The sequence below is a fragment of the Bacillus cereus group sp. N21 genome (genome assembly GCF_016483395.1).
Classification (GTDB): Bacteria; Bacillota; Bacilli; order Bacillales; family Bacillaceae_G; genus Bacillus_A; species Bacillus_A pseudomycoides.
The window spans coordinates 13,902-31,975 of record NZ_JAEHBX010000057.1 but is presented as its reverse complement, the minus strand read 5'-3'; the positions used below and the strand labels follow the sequence as shown (position 1 = coordinate 31,975).

Sequence of the window (18,074 nt, the reverse complement as noted above, 5' to 3'; positions counted from 1 at the left end):
AGGAATGAGTGTAAAGATACACAAAAACCCCGAAGCATGGACTTTTTTTAAGTGTCCACGATTCGGGGTACAGTTCACATAAAGGAATGCTTGCTTCTTCTTTTATTTAGTAGAAACTTCACCTTCCGTTTGTGTCTGCGGGATAAAGTATCCGACAATACCTCCAATAATTGCTGGGACAATCCAACCAATCCCTAATTTGTAAAAAGGAATTGTGCTTGCAATAGATGTAATAGCAGCTGGCATCATTCCCATATTATCAAGAGCATGAATACAGCTAATGATGAATGCAGCAATCATTGCACCGATGTATACAGATGGTTTACGCTTCGTATATTTATCAATAAATGATACGAAAATTAAAATGATTGTAATTGGATAAAGAATAATTAACACAGGTAATGTAATTTTGATTAATAAGCTGAGTCCTAGATTGGAAACAATAAAGCTAAAAATACAAACATATAATACAAGCTTTTTATAAGAAACATTTGTTAATACGGTTGTGAAATAGTTGGCAAATGCACTAACTACACCAATAGCTGTCGTTAAGCAAGCAAATATAATTGCGATGCTTAGCAAAATATTACCGCTTGTCCCAAATAATTGGTACATAACAGTTGCTAATAGCTGGCCGCCATTTTCAAATTGTCCTAGGTTTCCATTTGATGCTCCGATGTATCCAAGTAAGAAATAAACGACTGTTAAAAGGAAAGCAGCAATGCTTCCGCAAATAATTGTGTACTTTGCAATGGAGGCTTTTTCCCTTACACCGTTTTGACGAATAGCATTTACGACAATTGTCGATAAAACGAGAGCGCCAATCGCATCTAATGTTAAAAATCCTTCTAAAAACCCTTTGAAAAATGGAATCTCTTTATAGTCGCCAACAGGAGGAACAAACGAACCTGTTGGTGAAAGAATCACTTTTGTTGCCATAACCGCAATAATACCAAGTAAGATTGGTGTTAATATCTTCCCAATATGATCAACTAATTTGGATGGGTTTAATGATAAGAAGTAAACAACAGTAAAGAAAATAAAGCTAAATAGTAACATGGAATACCATTGGTCCTGAAAAAGCGGTGCGATTCCAATTTCATAAGAAACAGATCCAGTTCGTGGAATAACAAATAGTGGGCCGATTGAAAGGTAGATAATAATAGCTAATACTGCTGCAAACTTTGGATGAACACGGCTCGCTAAACTTTTAAAACTACCACCTGCAAGAGCAACGGCGACGATTGCTAATAATGATAAACCTACATCTGTAATAATAAATCCTGAAATAGAAACCCACATGTTTTCTCCTGAAGAAAGCCCAAGAAGTGGCGGGAAAATCATATTACCAGCGCCGAAAAAAACTGCAAATAGCAATAAGCTAATGGAGAGAATTTGCGATGGCTTTAAAGTTGTACGCATGTATAGAAAATCCTCCTAAATATCTTTTTGTCGAAAATTCAAATAATTTGTCGAGTAACTGTTATAATTTTAATCGTCTGATGACTAGAAAGCAACAGGAAACTTTAAAAAATTTTAAAAATAATGTGTTAAATTGAATAATTATGCCTTTTTGGAAAAACATCGGTATGGAAGTTAGGGAAAGATAGATGGACAATAAAAAATACACATATCAATAGGATATGTGTAGCTGAAAAAATTAAAAATAAATTTTTCGATCGCGTTCTTCTTTTAAAATTTCAACAGCTTCGCGGAAACGCTGGGAATGAACGATTTCGCGCTCACGTAAAAAGCGGAGGCTATCATTTATATCAGGATCATCTGATAAATCAATGAGCCACTGATAAGTTGCTCTTGCTTTTTCTTCTGCAGCAATGTCTTCATATAAGTCTGCAATTGGATCACCTTTTGCTTGTATGTATGTGGCTGTAAACGGAACGCCGCCTGCATTGTGATAAAATAGTGCACTATCATGATTAGCGTACTGAGCATCTAGTCCAGCTGCTTTCATCTGCTCAGGGGTCGCGTCTTTTGTTAATTTATAAATCATTGTTGCAATCATTTCAAGATGAGCAAATTCTTCCGTACCGATATCTGTTAATAAACCTATTACTTGATCAGGAATCGTGTAGCGCTGGTTTAAATAACGGAGAGCAGCTGCCAATTCGCCATCTGCACCACCGTACTGCTCAACTAATAATTTTGCAAGTGCTGGATTACAAGTACTTACTTTTACAGGGTATTGCAATTTTTTTTCATATATCCACATATTTTCTCTCCTTTATATTTGCCATGGCCAAGGACCTTTACTCCATTCCCACGGAGCATTAGAGTAGCTATTACCAAACTGTTGGAGTGGACCATACTTTTTCTCGATTTTTTGCATTTGCAATCTTCTTTTATAGGAAAAATCATTAAATTGATTTATCGCTGTAACATCATCTGGATGAGTATCTAGATAAAGTGTAAGTTCAACTAATACAAAATCGAGTTCTTGTAACTCTTTTATCCATTCATAATATTCATCTGGCAGTGTTTGAGTCACGATTCTTGTCACCTTCCTTTCTTATGGGGGCTTTCATAATAATCATAAAGAGCAGGCCATAAAGTGCCTTTTTGTAAGGCGTCTCTTGGAGGGAATTGTGGTAAATTAGTTGGTTGGAATCCCATATATAAATGAGGAGGGGTTGAATAAAATCTCTTTCCAATCGGCGGACAAGGATCTTTTGGACTATGGTAAGGTGTGTAAGATTTCATAAATTTGTTCATAATGCAAACCTCCTTTATAAGTGAAACATTCATCACTATGTATTGTATTCAGACATAATTGTTATTTATGACTCATATAGAAAAACTAGTAGGGTCAAGGAGGAAATGTACGTGGAGACTATTACAAATTGCATTGTATTAGAAGTAAGAAATTTAAAGGAAACATTATATTTTTATGAAGGTATCTTGGGATTTCAGCCGAGTAGACACCGGCCACAATTACATGTGCCTGGCGTTTGGTATGATATTGGTGCAACGAGAATTTGCTTCGTTTTAAATAGGGAAAAAGGCGGGGATTTCGGTGAGGAAGTGCCTTCTTATATAAATTTTAGTTTGCCATTTTGTGATATGGAAAAAGTACGAAAAAAATTAGAATTCTATTGTGTGTCATTTCAAGAATTAGAGAGCTGTAAAATGGAGAAAAGAGGTATTATTGTGCATGATCCTGACCAGTATAGAATTCTAATTGCGCCGAAAGAGTAGATAAGGGGGAGTTAACCGGATGAATAGTACGTATGAAGAAATCGCGTTGTTTGAACATAAATTCTGGTTGAAGGTTCTTGGCGATCATGCGCAGTTTCTTTTAGATGCTTTAGCTCAAAATGAAAGTGAAGATATTCAAAAAGCGATGTATTTTGTCCAAACATTTGATAGATTCCTCAGTAATATTCATACGGTAAATTTGATTGCATTTGCGAAAGATGCACATAAAGTAGCAGAGGAAATTAGAAAATTTAAGTTAAATATTATACAAAAGCAACTGGAAGGAAAAATTGTCATTCATTTTACACCAACTTTTATTAACCATATGGTGAACGAAGTGGAAGAGTACATAATGGTATTAGAATATTTAATAAAAGGAGAAGTGCCACCTGTTTTTCATGAATTGCATTATCATCTTGCTTGGCTAACGGATGCAGCGGGTCATGCAGGTGCCATTTCAGGGGGATTAGATCTGGTCGAGAAACGACTGAAAGAGAAGAGTGAAGAATATGAAAAGCATTTTGAACAGTTTTATTTAAAAGCTGTGGAAATGACAGGTTACTTACGGGCGGAACTGCATTCTTTTCCAGCTCTAAAAAAATTTACAAAAGATGTTTCATTAGAATTAACACTATTCTCCCGTTTTCTTCACGAATTAGAAGAATTAGAGTTATCTAATCAAGTATTAAGCTTAATATCTGGAAGAATGGCAGACCATATGGCAAGGGAAGAATGTTATTATTTACTGAAACTAGCACAAGCTTCTGGGTTAGAGATGCCAAAGTGTAATCCGCTTTAATTTATACCATATAAAGTGAAACTTTAATTGGTGTGGGGCTTTGCCTCACATCAATTATTAGTTGAACCAATCGGGCTTTTACGGGCAGTTGATTCCCCACCTAATTTCTTTGCTTTCGCTGAATTTTGAGGAGGGGTCTTACTGCCCGTTAATGCGGGATAAAAATTCGCAATGATGTGGATTTTTATATGGTATTTTTGTTTTTTTAGGAGATGCTAGAAAGGAATTATAGAAAGGAGGAATAGAAATGCAATTAGCAACGCATGAATTACGTGACTTAAGTGAACTGATAGCGGGAGACTATAACACAATTAATACGATGTCTACATATATACAGCAAGCACAGGATACGGAGTTAAAACAAATGTTACAGAATCATCTTCCTCTTCATGTGCAAGATTATAATTTGAAGGTGGAATTTATACAAAGTGAATCAACTCCAAATATATCAAAGTTTCAGCCGTCTAAATTAAAACCAGTATTAGCTTCTTATACAGAGGCACCTTCACAAAAGTATTCCTCCGTTACACCAAGCGTCATTGCACAACCACCTAATGATCGAGCAATTGCGACTGGATATTTATTGAACCAAAAGTCTTCTGCGTTTAATTGTGCAGGTTCTTTATTAGAGTGTGCGAATCCAGAGTTAAGAACGCTTTTAGAAAATACCTTTTTAAATAGTAGTCACCATGCTTATGACATTTGGCAGTATATGGTGAAGAAAGGGTATTATCAGCTATCACCAGCACCAAGTTCTGAAATGCAAGCCATAGCGAGTATGTATCAGCCTATTAATGAAGGATAACCAAAAAAGATTGACAAGTTCTATCAAATATTTTAAGGTGATTTTATAAGATTGCGTATATAAAGGGGAGTAACTTGTCACAATAAAGTCGTCATTACAGGGAGAAACCCTCGGCTTTATTGGCAACGATTTGTTGTTAGTGAGACCTTTACCAGCAATGGTAAAGGCCCCTTATTGTTTTTTTTAGGACCTTTACTATATTTGGTAAAGGTCCTTTTTGTATGCAGAAAAAGGAGAGGTGAAAAATGAAAAAGTTTATAAACCGATTTCGATTTATGCTTCATTTTCGTCAATTTGGTCCATTTTTATATGACTTTTTTACATCAAAAGAAGTCGCTATGCAGAAGAAAATACTATCCATTGTTTTTTTAATTGGGTATGTCGTATTTCCGTTTGATCTCATCCCTGATTTTCTACTGTTTTTTGGGGGATTAGATGATATTGCTGTTGTCTTATTTATTTTACAGCGAATTGTGAAAATGGCACCGAAGCACTTACAAGAAAAATATAATTTAAATAAAGGATAGGAGTTCATAAATGGAGCAGTTTATTTTAGATGTAATTGAGTATTTAAAGCAGTTTTCTTATTTCGGTGTAATTCTAGCATTAACATTTGAGTTTATTCCAGCAGAAATTGTGTTGCCGCTTGTTGGATATTGGGTATACGAAGGAGATATGAATTTTTGGCTCGCAGTATTAGCTGGAACGATCGGAGGAACGACGGGGCCGCTAACACTATATGCGCTCGGTTATTATGGTGGTCGACCGTTATTACTGAAATATGGAAAATACTTTTTTATAAAGGAAGAACAGATTCAAAAAGCAGATCATTTCTTTGAAAAATATGGACCAGCTGTGGCGTTTCTTGGCCGATTTATTCCAGGGGTTCGTACACTTATTTCAGTTCCATGTGGAATCGCCAAAATGAACATTTGGCAATTTAGCATATACACATTTATAGCGATGTTGCCACTTACAACGCTATATGTATATGTAGGATTGAAATTAGGATCTCATTGGAAAAAAGCAGGTGCGATTGTTGAACAATATACATTACCGATACTAGGGGTTGTTTGTTTCATTGTGATAGGAATGTTCATTTTCAAGTTTGTGAAAAAGAGAAATAAAGCGGAGTCTATGTGAAAGATGATGAGACTTTTGTTTGATTGAAAATGTTTTAGACGATAGAAAAAGTATTGGACTTAAAAGGTGCTTTCATATACAGAAAGCACCTTTTGTAACATAGATTATCTTTTTATATTGTGATTTATGTGATTAAAATCTACTTTTATCCTCCAAACATCTTTTGGTTATCACATAATACTGTTTCTAGATTGTAAATTTAAATCCTTTTATATATTCCAGTAGGGCTAATCGACATCATATCTACTATTTAGTCTAATAGAGATTTAAATGGAACAACTATATATGAGTGATATATAGTTGTTCCATTTCGATTTGCCAACATATAAGTTGCGGCTATGAAGAACAAAAGGTGACCTGCACTCGTTTTTTTCTTTTTGTTTTAACTTGGCATGGGGCAGGAAGAGGATCTGACCGATTCTATGCACGACCGGATGCTCTCTCCCACCTAAAAATAAAGGTTTTATGTCGTTTTTTATTTGTATTTATATAGCTGTTGTGGCACTTTACAGGAAACTGACTGTATATTTACAAAGATGTAATATTTTTCATTATTCGTTTAAACGAGGTTAATATGTGTTAGATACAATAATCCTTGTACTGAATCAAACATATGAGGAGGATTTACGTGAGTAGGAACATGTTTCAGAAGGTAAAAGGTCTTATTGGATTATTAGCAGTTTTCATTTTAGCGTTTGTATCATTTCCATGGAACACTTCCGCACAAACGGAAGAGAAGAAACAAGAGGAAAAACCGCAGGAGAAAAAACTTGTCTTTCCGGTTGTAAGTGACGTACATATTAAAAATAGCGGAACAGATGATACGTTCCGTTGGAAAAGAGCGATTGAACAGTTTAATACACTTGCGCCAAAACAAGACGCATTTGTTATCGTTGGTGATTTTACAGATTCAGGGTCTAATCAGCAATATGATCGTTTTATGCAAGTATATAATCAATATGCCAATAAAGATGCAGTGAGAATGAATTCACTTGGAAACCATGATTATTGGAATGGTTTATTGGCAAAGGATGCACAAAAACGTTTCTTAGAAAAGACAGGAATGGAATCTATTTATTATCATAAGGTCGTGAAGGGATATCACTTTCTTGTTATGTCACCAGAAGATGGAACGACACATGGATATTATTCTGATAAACAAATTAATTGGTTGAAAGAAGAAATTGCAAAGGCAAAAGCTGATGATCCAGAAAAACCAATTTTCGTGTTCTTGCACCAGCATATTAAAGAAACTGTGTATGGTAGTCATGAATGGGGAACGAAGGACAGTGCAAAAATTAATGAAGTATTAAAGGATTATCCGCAAGCAATTACATTCTCTGGTCATTCGCACTATCCATTAGATGATCCAAGATCCATTCATCAAAAAGACTTTACATCTGTTGGAACATCTTCAGTAAGTTATATGGAAGTAGAGGGGGGGAAAGTTCAAGGTAATATTCCGCCAGGTGCAAGCGATTTAAGCCAAGGTCTATTAGTAGAGGTAGACGATAAAGAAGTAACAATTAATCGTCGTGACTTCCATACGAATTCTTGGACAGGTGAACCATGGAAGGTTCAACTACCAGCTAAAAAAGAATCTTTTAAACATGTGGAAAACCGCGATAAAGAAAAACCATCTTTCGAGCAAAATGCAAAGTTAAAAGTTTCAAATGTAACTGAGAGTTCAGTAACAGCGACTTTCCCGCAAGCAGTGGATAACTTACTTGTTCATTCTTATCGTTTACAAGCAAGAGATAAAGAAACAGGAGAAATTAAAAATAAGTTATTAGCATTCTCAGAGTTTTATCGTGATCCAGTGCCGAAAGAACTTACGTTTACCTTAGGTGGGCTAGATAGTGGGAAAACATACACGCTAGAAGCAGTTGCGATCGATTCATTCGAAAATGAAAGTGAACAGCCATTACAAGCAGAAGTAACAACGAAAAAAGAAATTATTGATCCGAATGTGAAAGTGCCAAAGGCGGATGTATTTGATGTTAACTTTTTAGATGGTACATTTAAAGACAACTCGCCATTTGGAAGTAAAGGCGATGTAAAAGGGAATGTATCAATTGAATATGATAAAGCATTGAAAAAACATGTAATGAAATTAAATGGAAAAGCAAACACATTTGGCTATATCCCGTTTTCAGCAGCTCAAAAAGAGAAAGTGGCGAATACATTTACATTAGAAACGGTATTTTCTATGAATGAAATGCGTGGTCAAGCTATTATGGAAAATACAGAGAGCGGCGGAATTGGGTTCGAATCTACTGGAACTGGATATGTAGAATTATGGGCTCATATTGGTGGTAGCTATAAACGTATAGGTACACAATTAGAGGCAAATAAAACATATCATTTAACAGGAACGTATAATGGAAATGAATTAGCAATCTATGTAGATGGAAAAAAAGTAAATAGTCAGCCAGTGACAGGTAAAGTATATCATCCGAATGTACCATTCGCGATTGGTGCAGATCCAACAAGCGATGGTAACGGTGGAGTTCCATTACATGGACAAGTTGCGCTTGCAAAATTATATAGTAAAGCACTTACTTCATCTGAAATAGTAGCGGCATACAATGAGTTTACAAATCGCACAAAACTAGAAGAATTAAATGCTTTATATGAAGAGATTGGTAAAGCAAAAGAAACATTAGCAGGTTCTTATGAATTCGGTGAAAAGCCGGGCCAATATTCACAAGCTGCCTTTACAGAATTACAAACAAGTTATAATGGAGCAAAAGCAGTATTTGAAAATATGGCGACGACAGGTGAGCAAGCAGTTGGGGCATATCACAGTTTAAAAACAGCACATCAAACATTTATACAATCAAAAGTAGTTGACCAAAAACCAGAAACGCCAAAAGAGAAATTACAAAAAACAATTGATGCAGCAAAAGTTTTATTAGCAAAAGTTCAAGTAGGACAAGAATCGGGGCAATATAAAGAAGGCCCAGTGAAAGCATTAGAAGGAAAAATCAAAGTAGCGGAATCTGTAGTAAAAGATACAAAAGTAAAAGATCAGTATGTAGAAACAACGAATCGTACATTAGAATATGCGATGCAGCTTGTTGAAAAGAGTGTAAATAAGTAAGAGAATGGGAAGCTTGCCTTGGGCGAGCTTCTTTTATTAGTAGGAATTTATGTCGTATCGCCGATATATGTAGTGATTCCGCCGATATATTATTTCATGTTACAATAAAGAGAGATGAAACAAACGTAAAGGGGCGAAAGATTTGGAAGAGCAAAAGCTAAAAAGAATTCTTGAATATGTATGGATTGCAGTTGTGCTCCTTGTTGGATATTATTTTTTGAAAGATAAAAGCAAATGGGTTCTGTTTTTAATGACTTTTCTATTAGCAGGATTAGGAGCATTGTTTATTAACTTTTTCTTTGATAGTGTAACTGCATGGAAAAAGAAAAAGAAGGAAACAAAATAATAAAGTGAAACTTTAATCAGTGGGGGATTTCTTCATCCCCCACTGATTGCTAGCCCACACTAATCGGGCTTTTGTGGGCAGTTCATGCGGGATAAAAGAGAATGGATATGCGAAACTGGAAGCTTGTGTACCAATTGGTTGTAATGATGATTGTAATTACGATTGGTATTGTAAATTACTCGTCATCAATAGGGAATTGGGCCTGGTTTACAGCTTGCATCGACATATTTTTCATTCTACAAACGTTAACAAAAAAACAAACTCGAACGTAAAGCAGCTCGCTAATATAGCGAGCTGTTTTTCATGCTTTTTTTTGTTCACCATTATTTTCTTTGGTCAGTAAATGGCTATTACGTCTAGAGTAGAAGAAATATACACATAGTCCAATGACAAGCCAAACAGCAAATCCTTTCCAAGTTGTTGCAGAAAGGTTAATCATTAAATAGAGACAACAACAAATTGCAACAATTGGTAATATAGGTACGAATGGTGCACGGAAACCTCTTTTTAAATCTGGGTGTGTTTTGCGTAAAATAAGTACAGCAAAGCAAACGAATGTAAAGGCAGTTAGTGTACCGATGTTCACTAAATTTGCAAGTAGATGTAAATCTAGTAATCCTGCTAATAAAGCTGCTGCAATGCCAGTAATCCACGTATTTAATAGAGGTATTTTAACTCTTTGATTCACGCGAGCTAATGCTTTTGGAAGTAGCCCGTCACGGCTCATTGCATAGGAAACGCGAACTTGCCCATACATAACGACTAAAATAACGGTTGTCATTCCTGTCATTGCACCGACAGCTAATAATCCAGCAATGGTGTCTTCACCAACGAAATGAAGCGCAAAAGCAACTGGATCTGAAACATCTAGTTGTGTATAAGGAACCATCCCTGTTAAAACAAAGGATACAATCATATAGAGTACCGTACAAATGAGAAGGGAACCGATAATTCCAATTGGTAAATCTCGCTGTGGTTTTTTCGTTTCTTCAGCAGCTGTTGCAATGGCATCAAATCCTAGAAAGGCAAAAAATACTGTTGCTGCACCTGTAATAATCCCATCATATCCAAATGGTAAAAACGGTGTCCAATTTTCCGGTTTGACGTATTTTGCACCTGCTACGATAAAGGCAATAATCACTGCTAATTTAACTAATACCATAATATTATTAATGCGAGCACTTTCGCGTACACCGAAGCTAAGAAGCAGTGTAATAAAAAGTAAAATACATACAGCTGGTAAATCGATTATTCCGCCTTTTCCCATTCCAGGGGCCGAGGCGATAATGGCGGGTAGATGAATATTAAATCCGGAAAGTAACGATTGTAAATATCCTGACCATCCGACAGCAACCGCCGCAACTGCCAGTAAATATTCTAGCATTAAACACCAGCCAACAATGAAGGCAACGACTTCTCCAACTGTCATATACGCATATGTGTAAACGCTTCCTGAAATAGGGATAGAAGAAGCAAATTCTGCATAGCAGAAGGCCACACATGCACAGGTAAATGCGGCAATAAGAAAAGATAGCATAATACCAGGACCAGAATGTTTGGCCGCAACAATACCTGTTAAGACGAAAATACCTGTCCCAATTACAGCTCCAATTCCTAAAAAGGTTAAATCTAACGCAGTTAACGTTCTTTCTAATTGCCGTGGTGATTCAGTAGTAAGTGGTTTTTTTCGTAATAATGATTTCACTTGGACTCTCCCCTCATTCTTCGATTTTCACAACTGCGAATATAATACGAGCCCACTGCAAAATAGTCCATAAGCGAATAGAGGTACAGTTGTGTGCTTTGATAAAAAATCTAGAATTGCTGTAGTCATTTTATTATAATTCATAATATTTCGTCAAATAAAAATGTAACAAATAAAATCTTAGATGTAAGGAAAAACTAACACCAAAAATAGATGTATTTTATAAAGTAGGAGAAGATATTATGCTGTTTTATTTTGAAATTGTCGTTATTTTACTTTGTACGAAATTAGCTGGTGATATTAGTGTTAGACTTGGTCAACCATCGGTACTAGGAAAATTAATTGTTGGAATTATTATTGGTCCCGCTGTTTTTGGAATTATTAATAGTTCTGAACTTATTGATGAACTTAGTGAAATTGGTGTTCTGTTACTCATGTTTATGGCAGGATTAGAAACTGATTTGGAGGAATTAAATCGCAATTTGAAATCTTCATTCGCAGTAGCGATGGGAGGTATCATTTTTCCTTTCCTCGGCGGATATTTGGCGGGACTCGCATTTGGGATGTTACAATCACATGCCATTTTCCTAGGATTACTGCTCTGTGCAACATCAGTGAGTATTTCTGTTCAAACATTACGAGACTTAGGGAAAATGAATACAAGGGAAAGTACAACGATTTTAGGGGCTGCTGTATTTGATGACGTTATCGTTGTTATTTTATTAGCCTTTGTTATGAGTTTTTTAGGCACACAAGATGTGAGTATTACACTTGTTATCGCTAAGAAAATCATTTTTTTCGTAAGTATTGTTTTCATTGGATGGAAAGTGGTTCCGTGGATTATGAAAATGTTGGTGCCGCTCCGTGTGTCAGAGGCGTTAATTAGTGCAGCACTTATTATTTGTTTTTCATTTGCTTACTATAGTGAGCAAATGGGGATTGCTGGTATCATTGGTGCATTTGCTGCAGGGATTGCCATTTCACAAACAACATATAAACATGAAGTAGAACATAAAATAGAACCAATTGCCTATGCGATTTTTGTACCAATCTTTTTTGTTAGCATCGGGATGGAGATTACATTTCAAGGTATTGGAAACCAAATTTGGTTTATTGTCATCATGACGATTGTTGCCATTATCACAAAGCTAGTGGGGTCAGGATTGGGAGCGAGGTTAACAGGTTTTAACTTAAAGTCTTCGATTAGCATTGGGGCTGGGATGGTATCGCGTGGAGAAGTAGCGTTGATTATCGCAGCTAATGGATTAACAGCGAATCTATTGGCGAAAGAAAATTTCACTGCAATTGTAATTGTTGTTATCCTTACGACGATTATTACACCGCCGTTATTGAAGAAGTATTTTATCTAAGGTAAGAAAGCTTATCTCATGTGGATAAGCTTTTTTTATGAATATAAAAAATAGTAATAGTGTAGAGTGGCGAAGTAATAATTGTGTTAAAATTTATGTGTGCTTTAGTACTAGAAGGAGAAAAATGAATGAAGATTACATGGAAAAAAGTTATATGTGTAGTTGTAATTCTTTTAATGTGTTTACCATTTACATTAGGAAAAGAATCAAAAGTTAAAGATTTTCCTGTTTCTGTTTTCTCTTCTTATATTGCAGGAGATGATTCGAAAGGATATAGATACATTTCCTTTTTGCCTGATGCTGCAATTTGGATAAATGGATCGGAAAAGAAGTGGTCGGAAGGAGAAAGGACGGTCTATCAAAAAGGAGGTCGAATTGTAAATGTGTTTCATCCTCCTGGTGAAGATGTCTTTTATCTTTATGATTCGCAAGATATGGAATTAGGATATGAAAAATAAAAGCAACCGTAAGGAATGGGGGATGAATGGTGAAGGCGTCAACGCTACTATTTAAAATTGAACATTACATGAATCAATTTTCACCAGCTGAAAAAAAGGTTGCTCAGTATATTATGGAGAATGCAGAAATTGTTCCTAATTTAACGACAAAAGAAGTTTCTAATAATGCAGGATCCAGTGAAGCAAGTGTCGTACGCTTTTGTAAAACGATTGGTATAGGAAGTTTTAAAGCTTTTAAGTTAGCGCTCGTTAGAGAATTAACAATTGCTGATTATAACATTAATGATTTTTCAGTGATGAACACAGAGGATAGTCCGTTTGATTTATTTAATAAAGTTACATATGTCAATAAGGCTGCGATTGAAGCGAGTATTACTGCTATTGATAAAAAAGAGTTAGAAAAAGCAGCAGATGCCATTTTAGGAGCAAATAAAATATTATTTTATGGAGTGGGTGGATCAGCTACGCCAGCAATGGATGGAGCGTATAAGTTTACTCGCCTAGGGTTTACGGCTATGGTGCTATCTGATTTTCATATGATGTTGCCACTTGTGACCAATTTAGAAGAAGGGGATATTTTTGTCGCCATTTCAACTTCTGGCCGGACGAAAGATGTGTTAGAAATGGCGCAGTATGCTAGTAGACAAGGTGCTACTGTTATCGCTATTACAAAGCTAGATCAATCGTCTCCGTTATATAAAGAATCACATATCCGTCTTTGTATGCCAGATGTAGAACAAGATCATCGCATTGCAAGTATTGCTTCAAGAATGACGCAACTTAATATAATTGATGCTTTGTATGTGATTACATTTAATAGGATAGGTAATCAAGTGTTGGATAAATTTACAGAAACAAGAGAAGAAGCAGTGCGATTACGGAAATTGAAGTAAAGGAAAAGATGAGATGAAACTCATCTTTTTATTTTGGTTAAATAGACACAATTTTGTTATAAAAAGAAATTTTGTTTCATAAAATGTAATATAAATATTGATTTTAAATTTCATAAAGTTATAATAAAAGTGTGAAATTAAATTTCGGAGAAGGTGAGAATATGTTAGAGAATTTATCAACAGAACACCGAAATGAAAATACGATGAATTTAGACGAGATGAGCATAAGAGAAATTTTACAAACAATGAATCGAGAAGATCGTAAAGTCGCTGTAGCGGTTGAAAATGAAATCGAACAAATTGAAAAAATTGTTCAAAGTGTTGTTTCATCTTTTCAAAATGGTGGACGATTAATTTATATTGGTGCTGGTACAAGCGGACGACTAGGAATTTTAGATGCTGTCGAGTGTCCGCCGACATTTGGAACAGATGAGAAACAGGTACAAGGATTTATAGCAGGTGGATTGAAAGCGTTTACTAAAGCTGTGGAAGGTGCAGAGGATCGAGAAGATCTTGCAGTAGATGATTTAAAGGCGATTCAGTTAAGTAATAAGGACACTGTTATTGGAATCGCTGCAAGTGGTAGAACACCTTATGTAATTGGTGGATTAAAATATGCAAATTCTATGGGAGCAAGTACAGCTAGCATTTCCTGTAATAAGGGAGCAGAGATAAGTAAATTTGCAAAAATTAGCGTGGAAATAGAGACAGGTGCAGAAGTGTTAACAGGATCTACACGTTTAAAGGCTGGAACAGCACAAAAGTTAGTACTGAATATGATTTCAACTGCTTCTATGATTGGCGTAGGGAAAGTCTATAAAAATCTAATGGTTGATGTTCAGTCGACAAATGAAAAGTTAGTCGAGCGTTCCAAACGAATTATTATGGAAGCGACGGGAGTAGATTACAAAGAAGCGGAAGCATATTACGAAAAAGCAAAGCGTAATGTGAAAGCAGCAATCGTCATGATATTACTACAGTGCGAATATGGGGAAGCACTTGAAAAATTAACAGATGCGAAAGGATTTGTGAAAAAGGCATTATAAAAAGTGGGGAGGGGGATTTTACAATGAAGAAAGAACAGCGGATGGCAAAAGAGATTACAGAGCAACTTGGGGGAACGAAAAATATTCGTGGTATTGCACATTGTATGACGAGGTTACGTCTAACACTTCATGATGAAAGTAAAGTCAATATGGAGCTTTTGAAAAAAGTAGACGGTGTCATGGGTGTGATTGAAGATGAAACATTGCAGGTCGTAGTTGGGCCCGGAACTGTGAATAAAGTAGCAGCCGAAATGGAGACTTTGACAGGGGTACGAATTGGTGATGTTGCTGATTACCACCTTGAAGATCTTGGCCAAGAAATGAAATCAGCAATCAAGAAGAAAAATAATACGCCTGTTAAAAATTTATTAGGAAAAATCGGTAATATTTTCATTCCATTAATTCCAGGTCTTGTTGCATCAGGAATTATAAATGGGGTTGCCAACTTTGCTAAAAATGCAGGGGCAGATCCAAATGCAACATGGCTGCAAATGTTACTTTTAATTGGCGGTGGTATTTTTACATTCTTAGGTATTCTAGTTGGCTGGAATACGGCAAAAGAATTTGGCGGAACTCCGGTTCTCGGAGCGATTGCAGGTATTTTAATTTTCAACCCAGCTATGGCAAATGTGAAACTATTTGGTGAAGCAATGGTGCCGGGGCGCGGTGGATTATTCGCTGTAATCTTTGCAGCATGGCTTATGGTTGTAGTGGAAAGACAAGTACGAAAGGCAGTACCAAATGCAGTGGATATTATAGTGACTCCGCTTATTACGGTATTGGCAGTGAGCTTAGTAACGATGTTAGCAATTCAACCAGTGGCTGGTTTCCTATCTGATGGAATTACAAGTGGTATTAATGCAATTTTAAATGTCGGGGGAGCGGTCGCAGGAGCTGTACTCGCAGGAACATTTTTACCGCTCGTTATGGTGGGACTACATCATGGTCTAACACCTATCCACATGGAATTTATTAATCAAACTCATGTAACACCATTACTACCGGTTTTAGCGATGGCAGGAGCGGGGCAAGTTGGGGCAGCGATTGCGATTTATGTAAAAACGAAAAATAAGCGTCTTCGTAATGTAATTAAAGGAGCACTACCGGTTGGTTTCTTAGGAATTGGAGAACCTTTATTATATGGGGTCACATTACCACTTGGTAAGCCGTTTATTACGGCTTGTTTAGGTGCAGCTGTTGGCGGTGCATTCCAGGCAGTTATGAAAACGGCTTCACTCGGAATTGGTGTATCAGGATTATCGTTAATTCCGTTAATCGCTGATAATAAATATTTATTATATTTTCTTGGTCTTGTCATTGCTTATGTATTTGGTTTTATCTTTACGTATTTCTTCGGGTTTAAAGAGGAAATGGCAGAGAACATATAGAGAAAGGGATTCCTTTCTCTTTTTTTCATGATAAGTAGAAGGAGAGATTACTATGATAGGAGTTTCAATATATCTTTCAAAGGACCGGATAGAAGAGCAAGAAAAATGGTTGAAAACGGTAAGCGAATACGGCTTTACGTCTATTTTTACTTCTCTTCATATTCCAGAAGACGATCCTACAATTTATAAAGAGTTAATACAAATACTTGGGAAGCAAGCGGAAAAATATGAGATGGAACTAATGGTGGATGTTTCACCAAATTCTTTACACCATTTAGGTCTTATGTATGAAAATGTGGAACAGCTATTAGATTGGGGGATTACTGGGTTACGTATTGATTATGGTATAGATCCGAAACAAATTGCACGTATATCACACAAAATGAAGATTGCATTAAATGCTAGTACAATTACTGAATCATTTTGGAATGCGCTTCTTGAGGAAAGTGTGAGAGTAGATTGTGTAGAAGCATGGCATAATTTTTATCCACGTCCTGAAACAGGGCTTGCTAAATCATTTTTAAAAAAGCAAAATCAATTTTTGCGTGAATGCGGTATAAAAACAATGGCATTTATTCCAGGTGATGGTGAAAAAAGAGGACCTTTATATGAAGGGCTTCCTACATTAGAAAAACACCGATATATGCGCCCGCTTGAGGCATATTTGGAACTTGTGGAAGATTGCTTCGTTGATAAAGTATTAATTGGAGATATAAGTGGGAGTTTACAAAGTGTACAAGAAATTACAAGTGCAAATAAAGGGATTATTCCAATACGTTATAAACCGCTGATTAGTGAAAGAGAAGTATTAGAAACAGTAGAGCGAGTACATACGAATAGGCTTGATCCAGCGCGTGATGTCATTCGTTCTGTAGAATCTAGAGAAGGACATACTGTTATTTTACCAGCGATGAATACAGTTCAAAGAAAGATAGGGAGTATTACAATTGATAATGAACTGTACGGTAGATATGCAGGTGAAATACAAATCGTTATAAATGATCTATCAGAAAATGAAAAGGTGAACGTAATTGGAACGGTTTTCGAGGAAGATCTATCATTATTGTCTTACGTAAATGCAGGAAAGAAATTTGAACTTATCTCGAAAGAATAGAAAATTATTGATGTTTTTTCGAATGTATTTCCACATGTCGAGCCTTGTAGGAGTGCTATTTTTTGTTAAACATTATCCGTAAAATGGATAATGTTTTTTTATTTCTATTAAAAAAAGTATTTGACGAATAAAAAGAAACAATGTATTGTTTTGTCTTGTGAATAAAATATTTATATAACAAAACAAAAAGGAGAGTTTAGAATGAATCAATATATTGGTAATTTAATTATTCGTATTGTGTTAGGAGTTACGTTCTTTGCACATGGCTTAGCAAAGTTTCAATCAGGTATTGATAATGTAGCAGGTTGGTTTACAAGCATTGGCTTACCAGGTGGTCTCGCATATGGGGTTGCAACATTTGAATTAGTTGGTGGTCTATTATTAATCATTGGCTTAGGTGTTAGATATGTGGGATTATTATTTGCTCTTATCTTGGTTGGTGCAATTGTAAAGGTAAACGGAGCAGCTGGTTTATTAGGAGATGGAAAGAATCCTGGATATGAATTAGATCTTGCATTATTAGCAATGGGTGCGTATTTATTTGTTGTAAAAGCAGAAGGGTATGTAGATCGTTTCTTAAAAGAAAAAGTACTCAAAGCAAAATAAATTATTATATAAAGCACTGTTCTTTTCTGAAGAAGATTTATGAAAAGAACAGTGTTTTTGTATATATCTATTTCGCTGGGGAATT

Annotated in this window: 20 protein-coding genes; 15 read left to right on the top strand and 5 right to left on the bottom strand. The window is 35.8% G+C overall.

Features of this window, described 5'->3' with window-relative positions:
- Nucleotides 1–102 precede the first annotated feature (102 nt).
- The 4 genes from brnQ2 to JDS96_RS23485 form a co-directional block, all read right to left on the bottom strand.
- On the bottom strand, nucleotides 103–1,422 hold the full coding sequence (gene brnQ2, locus JDS96_RS23500; RefSeq protein ID WP_003195415.1) for a branched-chain amino acid transport system II carrier protein BrnQ2: 1,320 nt from the start codon (nucleotides 1,420–1,422) through the stop codon (nucleotides 103–105).
- A gap of 238 nt (nucleotides 1,423–1,660) precedes the next feature.
- A complete protein-coding gene (cotJC, locus tag JDS96_RS23495; RefSeq protein WP_003195416.1) occupies nucleotides 1,661–2,230 on the bottom strand; it encodes a spore coat protein CotJC in 570 nt (189 codons plus the stop codon).
- A 12-nt stretch (nucleotides 2,231–2,242) separates the two neighbouring features.
- A complete protein-coding gene (locus JDS96_RS23490) occupies nucleotides 2,243–2,506 on the bottom strand; it encodes a spore coat protein CotJB (RefSeq protein ID WP_199668198.1) in 264 nt (87 codons plus the stop codon).
- An 8-nt stretch (nucleotides 2,507–2,514) separates the two neighbouring features.
- Entirely contained in the window at nucleotides 2,515–2,730 is a 216-nt protein-coding gene (locus JDS96_RS23485) for a spore coat associated protein CotJA (protein ID WP_199668197.1), read from the bottom strand.
- A gap of 111 nt (nucleotides 2,731–2,841) precedes the next feature.
- On the opposite strand from JDS96_RS23485, the gene JDS96_RS23480 reads away from it, so the two are divergent.
- From JDS96_RS23480 to JDS96_RS23445, 8 genes are all read left to right on the top strand, one after another.
- Nucleotides 2,842–3,213, top strand: a complete 372-nt coding sequence (locus tag JDS96_RS23480) for a VOC family protein (RefSeq protein ID WP_199668196.1) — start codon at nucleotides 2,842–2,844, stop codon at nucleotides 3,211–3,213.
- A gap of 19 nt (nucleotides 3,214–3,232) precedes the next feature.
- On the top strand, nucleotides 3,233–4,012 hold the full coding sequence (locus JDS96_RS23475; RefSeq protein WP_199668195.1) for a DUF2935 domain-containing protein: 780 nt from the start codon (nucleotides 3,233–3,235) through the stop codon (nucleotides 4,010–4,012).
- Nucleotides 4,013–4,259: 247 nt separating this feature from the next.
- Nucleotides 4,260–4,817, top strand: a complete 558-nt coding sequence (locus JDS96_RS23470; RefSeq protein WP_199668194.1) for a spore coat protein — start codon at nucleotides 4,260–4,262, stop codon at nucleotides 4,815–4,817.
- A 245-nt stretch (nucleotides 4,818–5,062) separates the two neighbouring features.
- Complete coding sequence (locus JDS96_RS23465; RefSeq protein WP_018766872.1) at nucleotides 5,063–5,344, top strand: YkvA family protein; 282 nt, start codon at nucleotides 5,063–5,065, stop codon at nucleotides 5,342–5,344.
- 10 nt (nucleotides 5,345–5,354) lie between these two features.
- Complete coding sequence (locus JDS96_RS23460; RefSeq protein WP_199668193.1) at nucleotides 5,355–5,960, top strand: DedA family protein; 606 nt, start codon at nucleotides 5,355–5,357, stop codon at nucleotides 5,958–5,960.
- A gap of 640 nt (nucleotides 5,961–6,600) precedes the next feature.
- Complete coding sequence (locus JDS96_RS23455) at nucleotides 6,601–9,063, top strand: LamG-like jellyroll fold domain-containing protein (protein ID WP_199668200.1); 2,463 nt, start codon at nucleotides 6,601–6,603, stop codon at nucleotides 9,061–9,063.
- 142 nt (nucleotides 9,064–9,205) lie between these two features.
- Nucleotides 9,206–9,409, top strand: coding sequence for a hypothetical protein (locus JDS96_RS23450; RefSeq protein WP_003195434.1), 204 nt, complete (start codon nucleotides 9,206–9,208; stop codon nucleotides 9,407–9,409).
- Nucleotides 9,410–9,516: 107 nt separating this feature from the next.
- Nucleotides 9,517–9,681 (top strand): hypothetical protein, encoded by a 165-nt coding sequence (locus JDS96_RS23445; protein WP_026008663.1) that lies wholly within the window; start codon nucleotides 9,517–9,519, stop codon nucleotides 9,679–9,681.
- A 29-nt stretch (nucleotides 9,682–9,710) separates the two neighbouring features.
- On the opposite strand, the gene JDS96_RS23440 is transcribed toward JDS96_RS23445, so the two are convergent.
- Nucleotides 9,711–11,114, bottom strand: coding sequence for a branched-chain amino acid transporter BcaP (locus JDS96_RS23440; RefSeq protein ID WP_003195436.1), 1,404 nt, complete (start codon nucleotides 11,112–11,114; stop codon nucleotides 9,711–9,713).
- Nucleotides 11,115–11,356: 242 nt separating this feature from the next.
- On the opposite strand from JDS96_RS23440, the gene JDS96_RS23435 reads away from it, so the two are divergent.
- From JDS96_RS23435 to JDS96_RS23405, 7 genes are all read left to right on the top strand, one after another.
- Nucleotides 11,357–12,484 carry a cation:proton antiporter gene (locus JDS96_RS23435; protein ID WP_199668192.1) on the top strand — a complete coding sequence of 376 codons (1,128 nt, stop codon included), beginning with the start codon at nucleotides 11,357–11,359 and terminating at the stop codon, nucleotides 12,482–12,484.
- Between the two features lie 128 nt (nucleotides 12,485–12,612).
- Nucleotides 12,613–12,942: an outer surface protein gene (locus JDS96_RS23430; RefSeq protein ID WP_199668191.1), complete on the top strand. Its 330-nt coding sequence runs from the start codon at nucleotides 12,613–12,615 to the stop codon at nucleotides 12,940–12,942.
- 29 nt (nucleotides 12,943–12,971) lie between these two features.
- Entirely contained in the window at nucleotides 12,972–13,835 is an 864-nt protein-coding gene (locus JDS96_RS23425) for a MurR/RpiR family transcriptional regulator (protein WP_199668190.1), read from the top strand.
- Between the two features lie 161 nt (nucleotides 13,836–13,996).
- Complete coding sequence (gene murQ, locus JDS96_RS23420; protein ID WP_199668189.1) at nucleotides 13,997–14,881, top strand: N-acetylmuramic acid 6-phosphate etherase; 885 nt, start codon at nucleotides 13,997–13,999, stop codon at nucleotides 14,879–14,881.
- A 23-nt stretch (nucleotides 14,882–14,904) separates the two neighbouring features.
- A complete protein-coding gene (locus tag JDS96_RS23415) occupies nucleotides 14,905–16,269 on the top strand; it encodes a PTS transporter subunit EIIC (protein WP_199668188.1) in 1,365 nt (454 codons plus the stop codon).
- A 52-nt stretch (nucleotides 16,270–16,321) separates the two neighbouring features.
- Nucleotides 16,322–17,383 (top strand): DUF871 domain-containing protein, encoded by a 1,062-nt coding sequence (locus JDS96_RS23410; protein ID WP_199668187.1) that lies wholly within the window; start codon nucleotides 16,322–16,324, stop codon nucleotides 17,381–17,383.
- Nucleotides 17,384–17,584: 201 nt separating this feature from the next.
- Nucleotides 17,585–17,989 (top strand): DoxX family protein, encoded by a 405-nt coding sequence (locus tag JDS96_RS23405; RefSeq protein WP_003195449.1) that lies wholly within the window; start codon nucleotides 17,585–17,587, stop codon nucleotides 17,987–17,989.
- The last annotated feature ends 85 nt before the right edge of the window (nucleotides 17,990–18,074 follow it).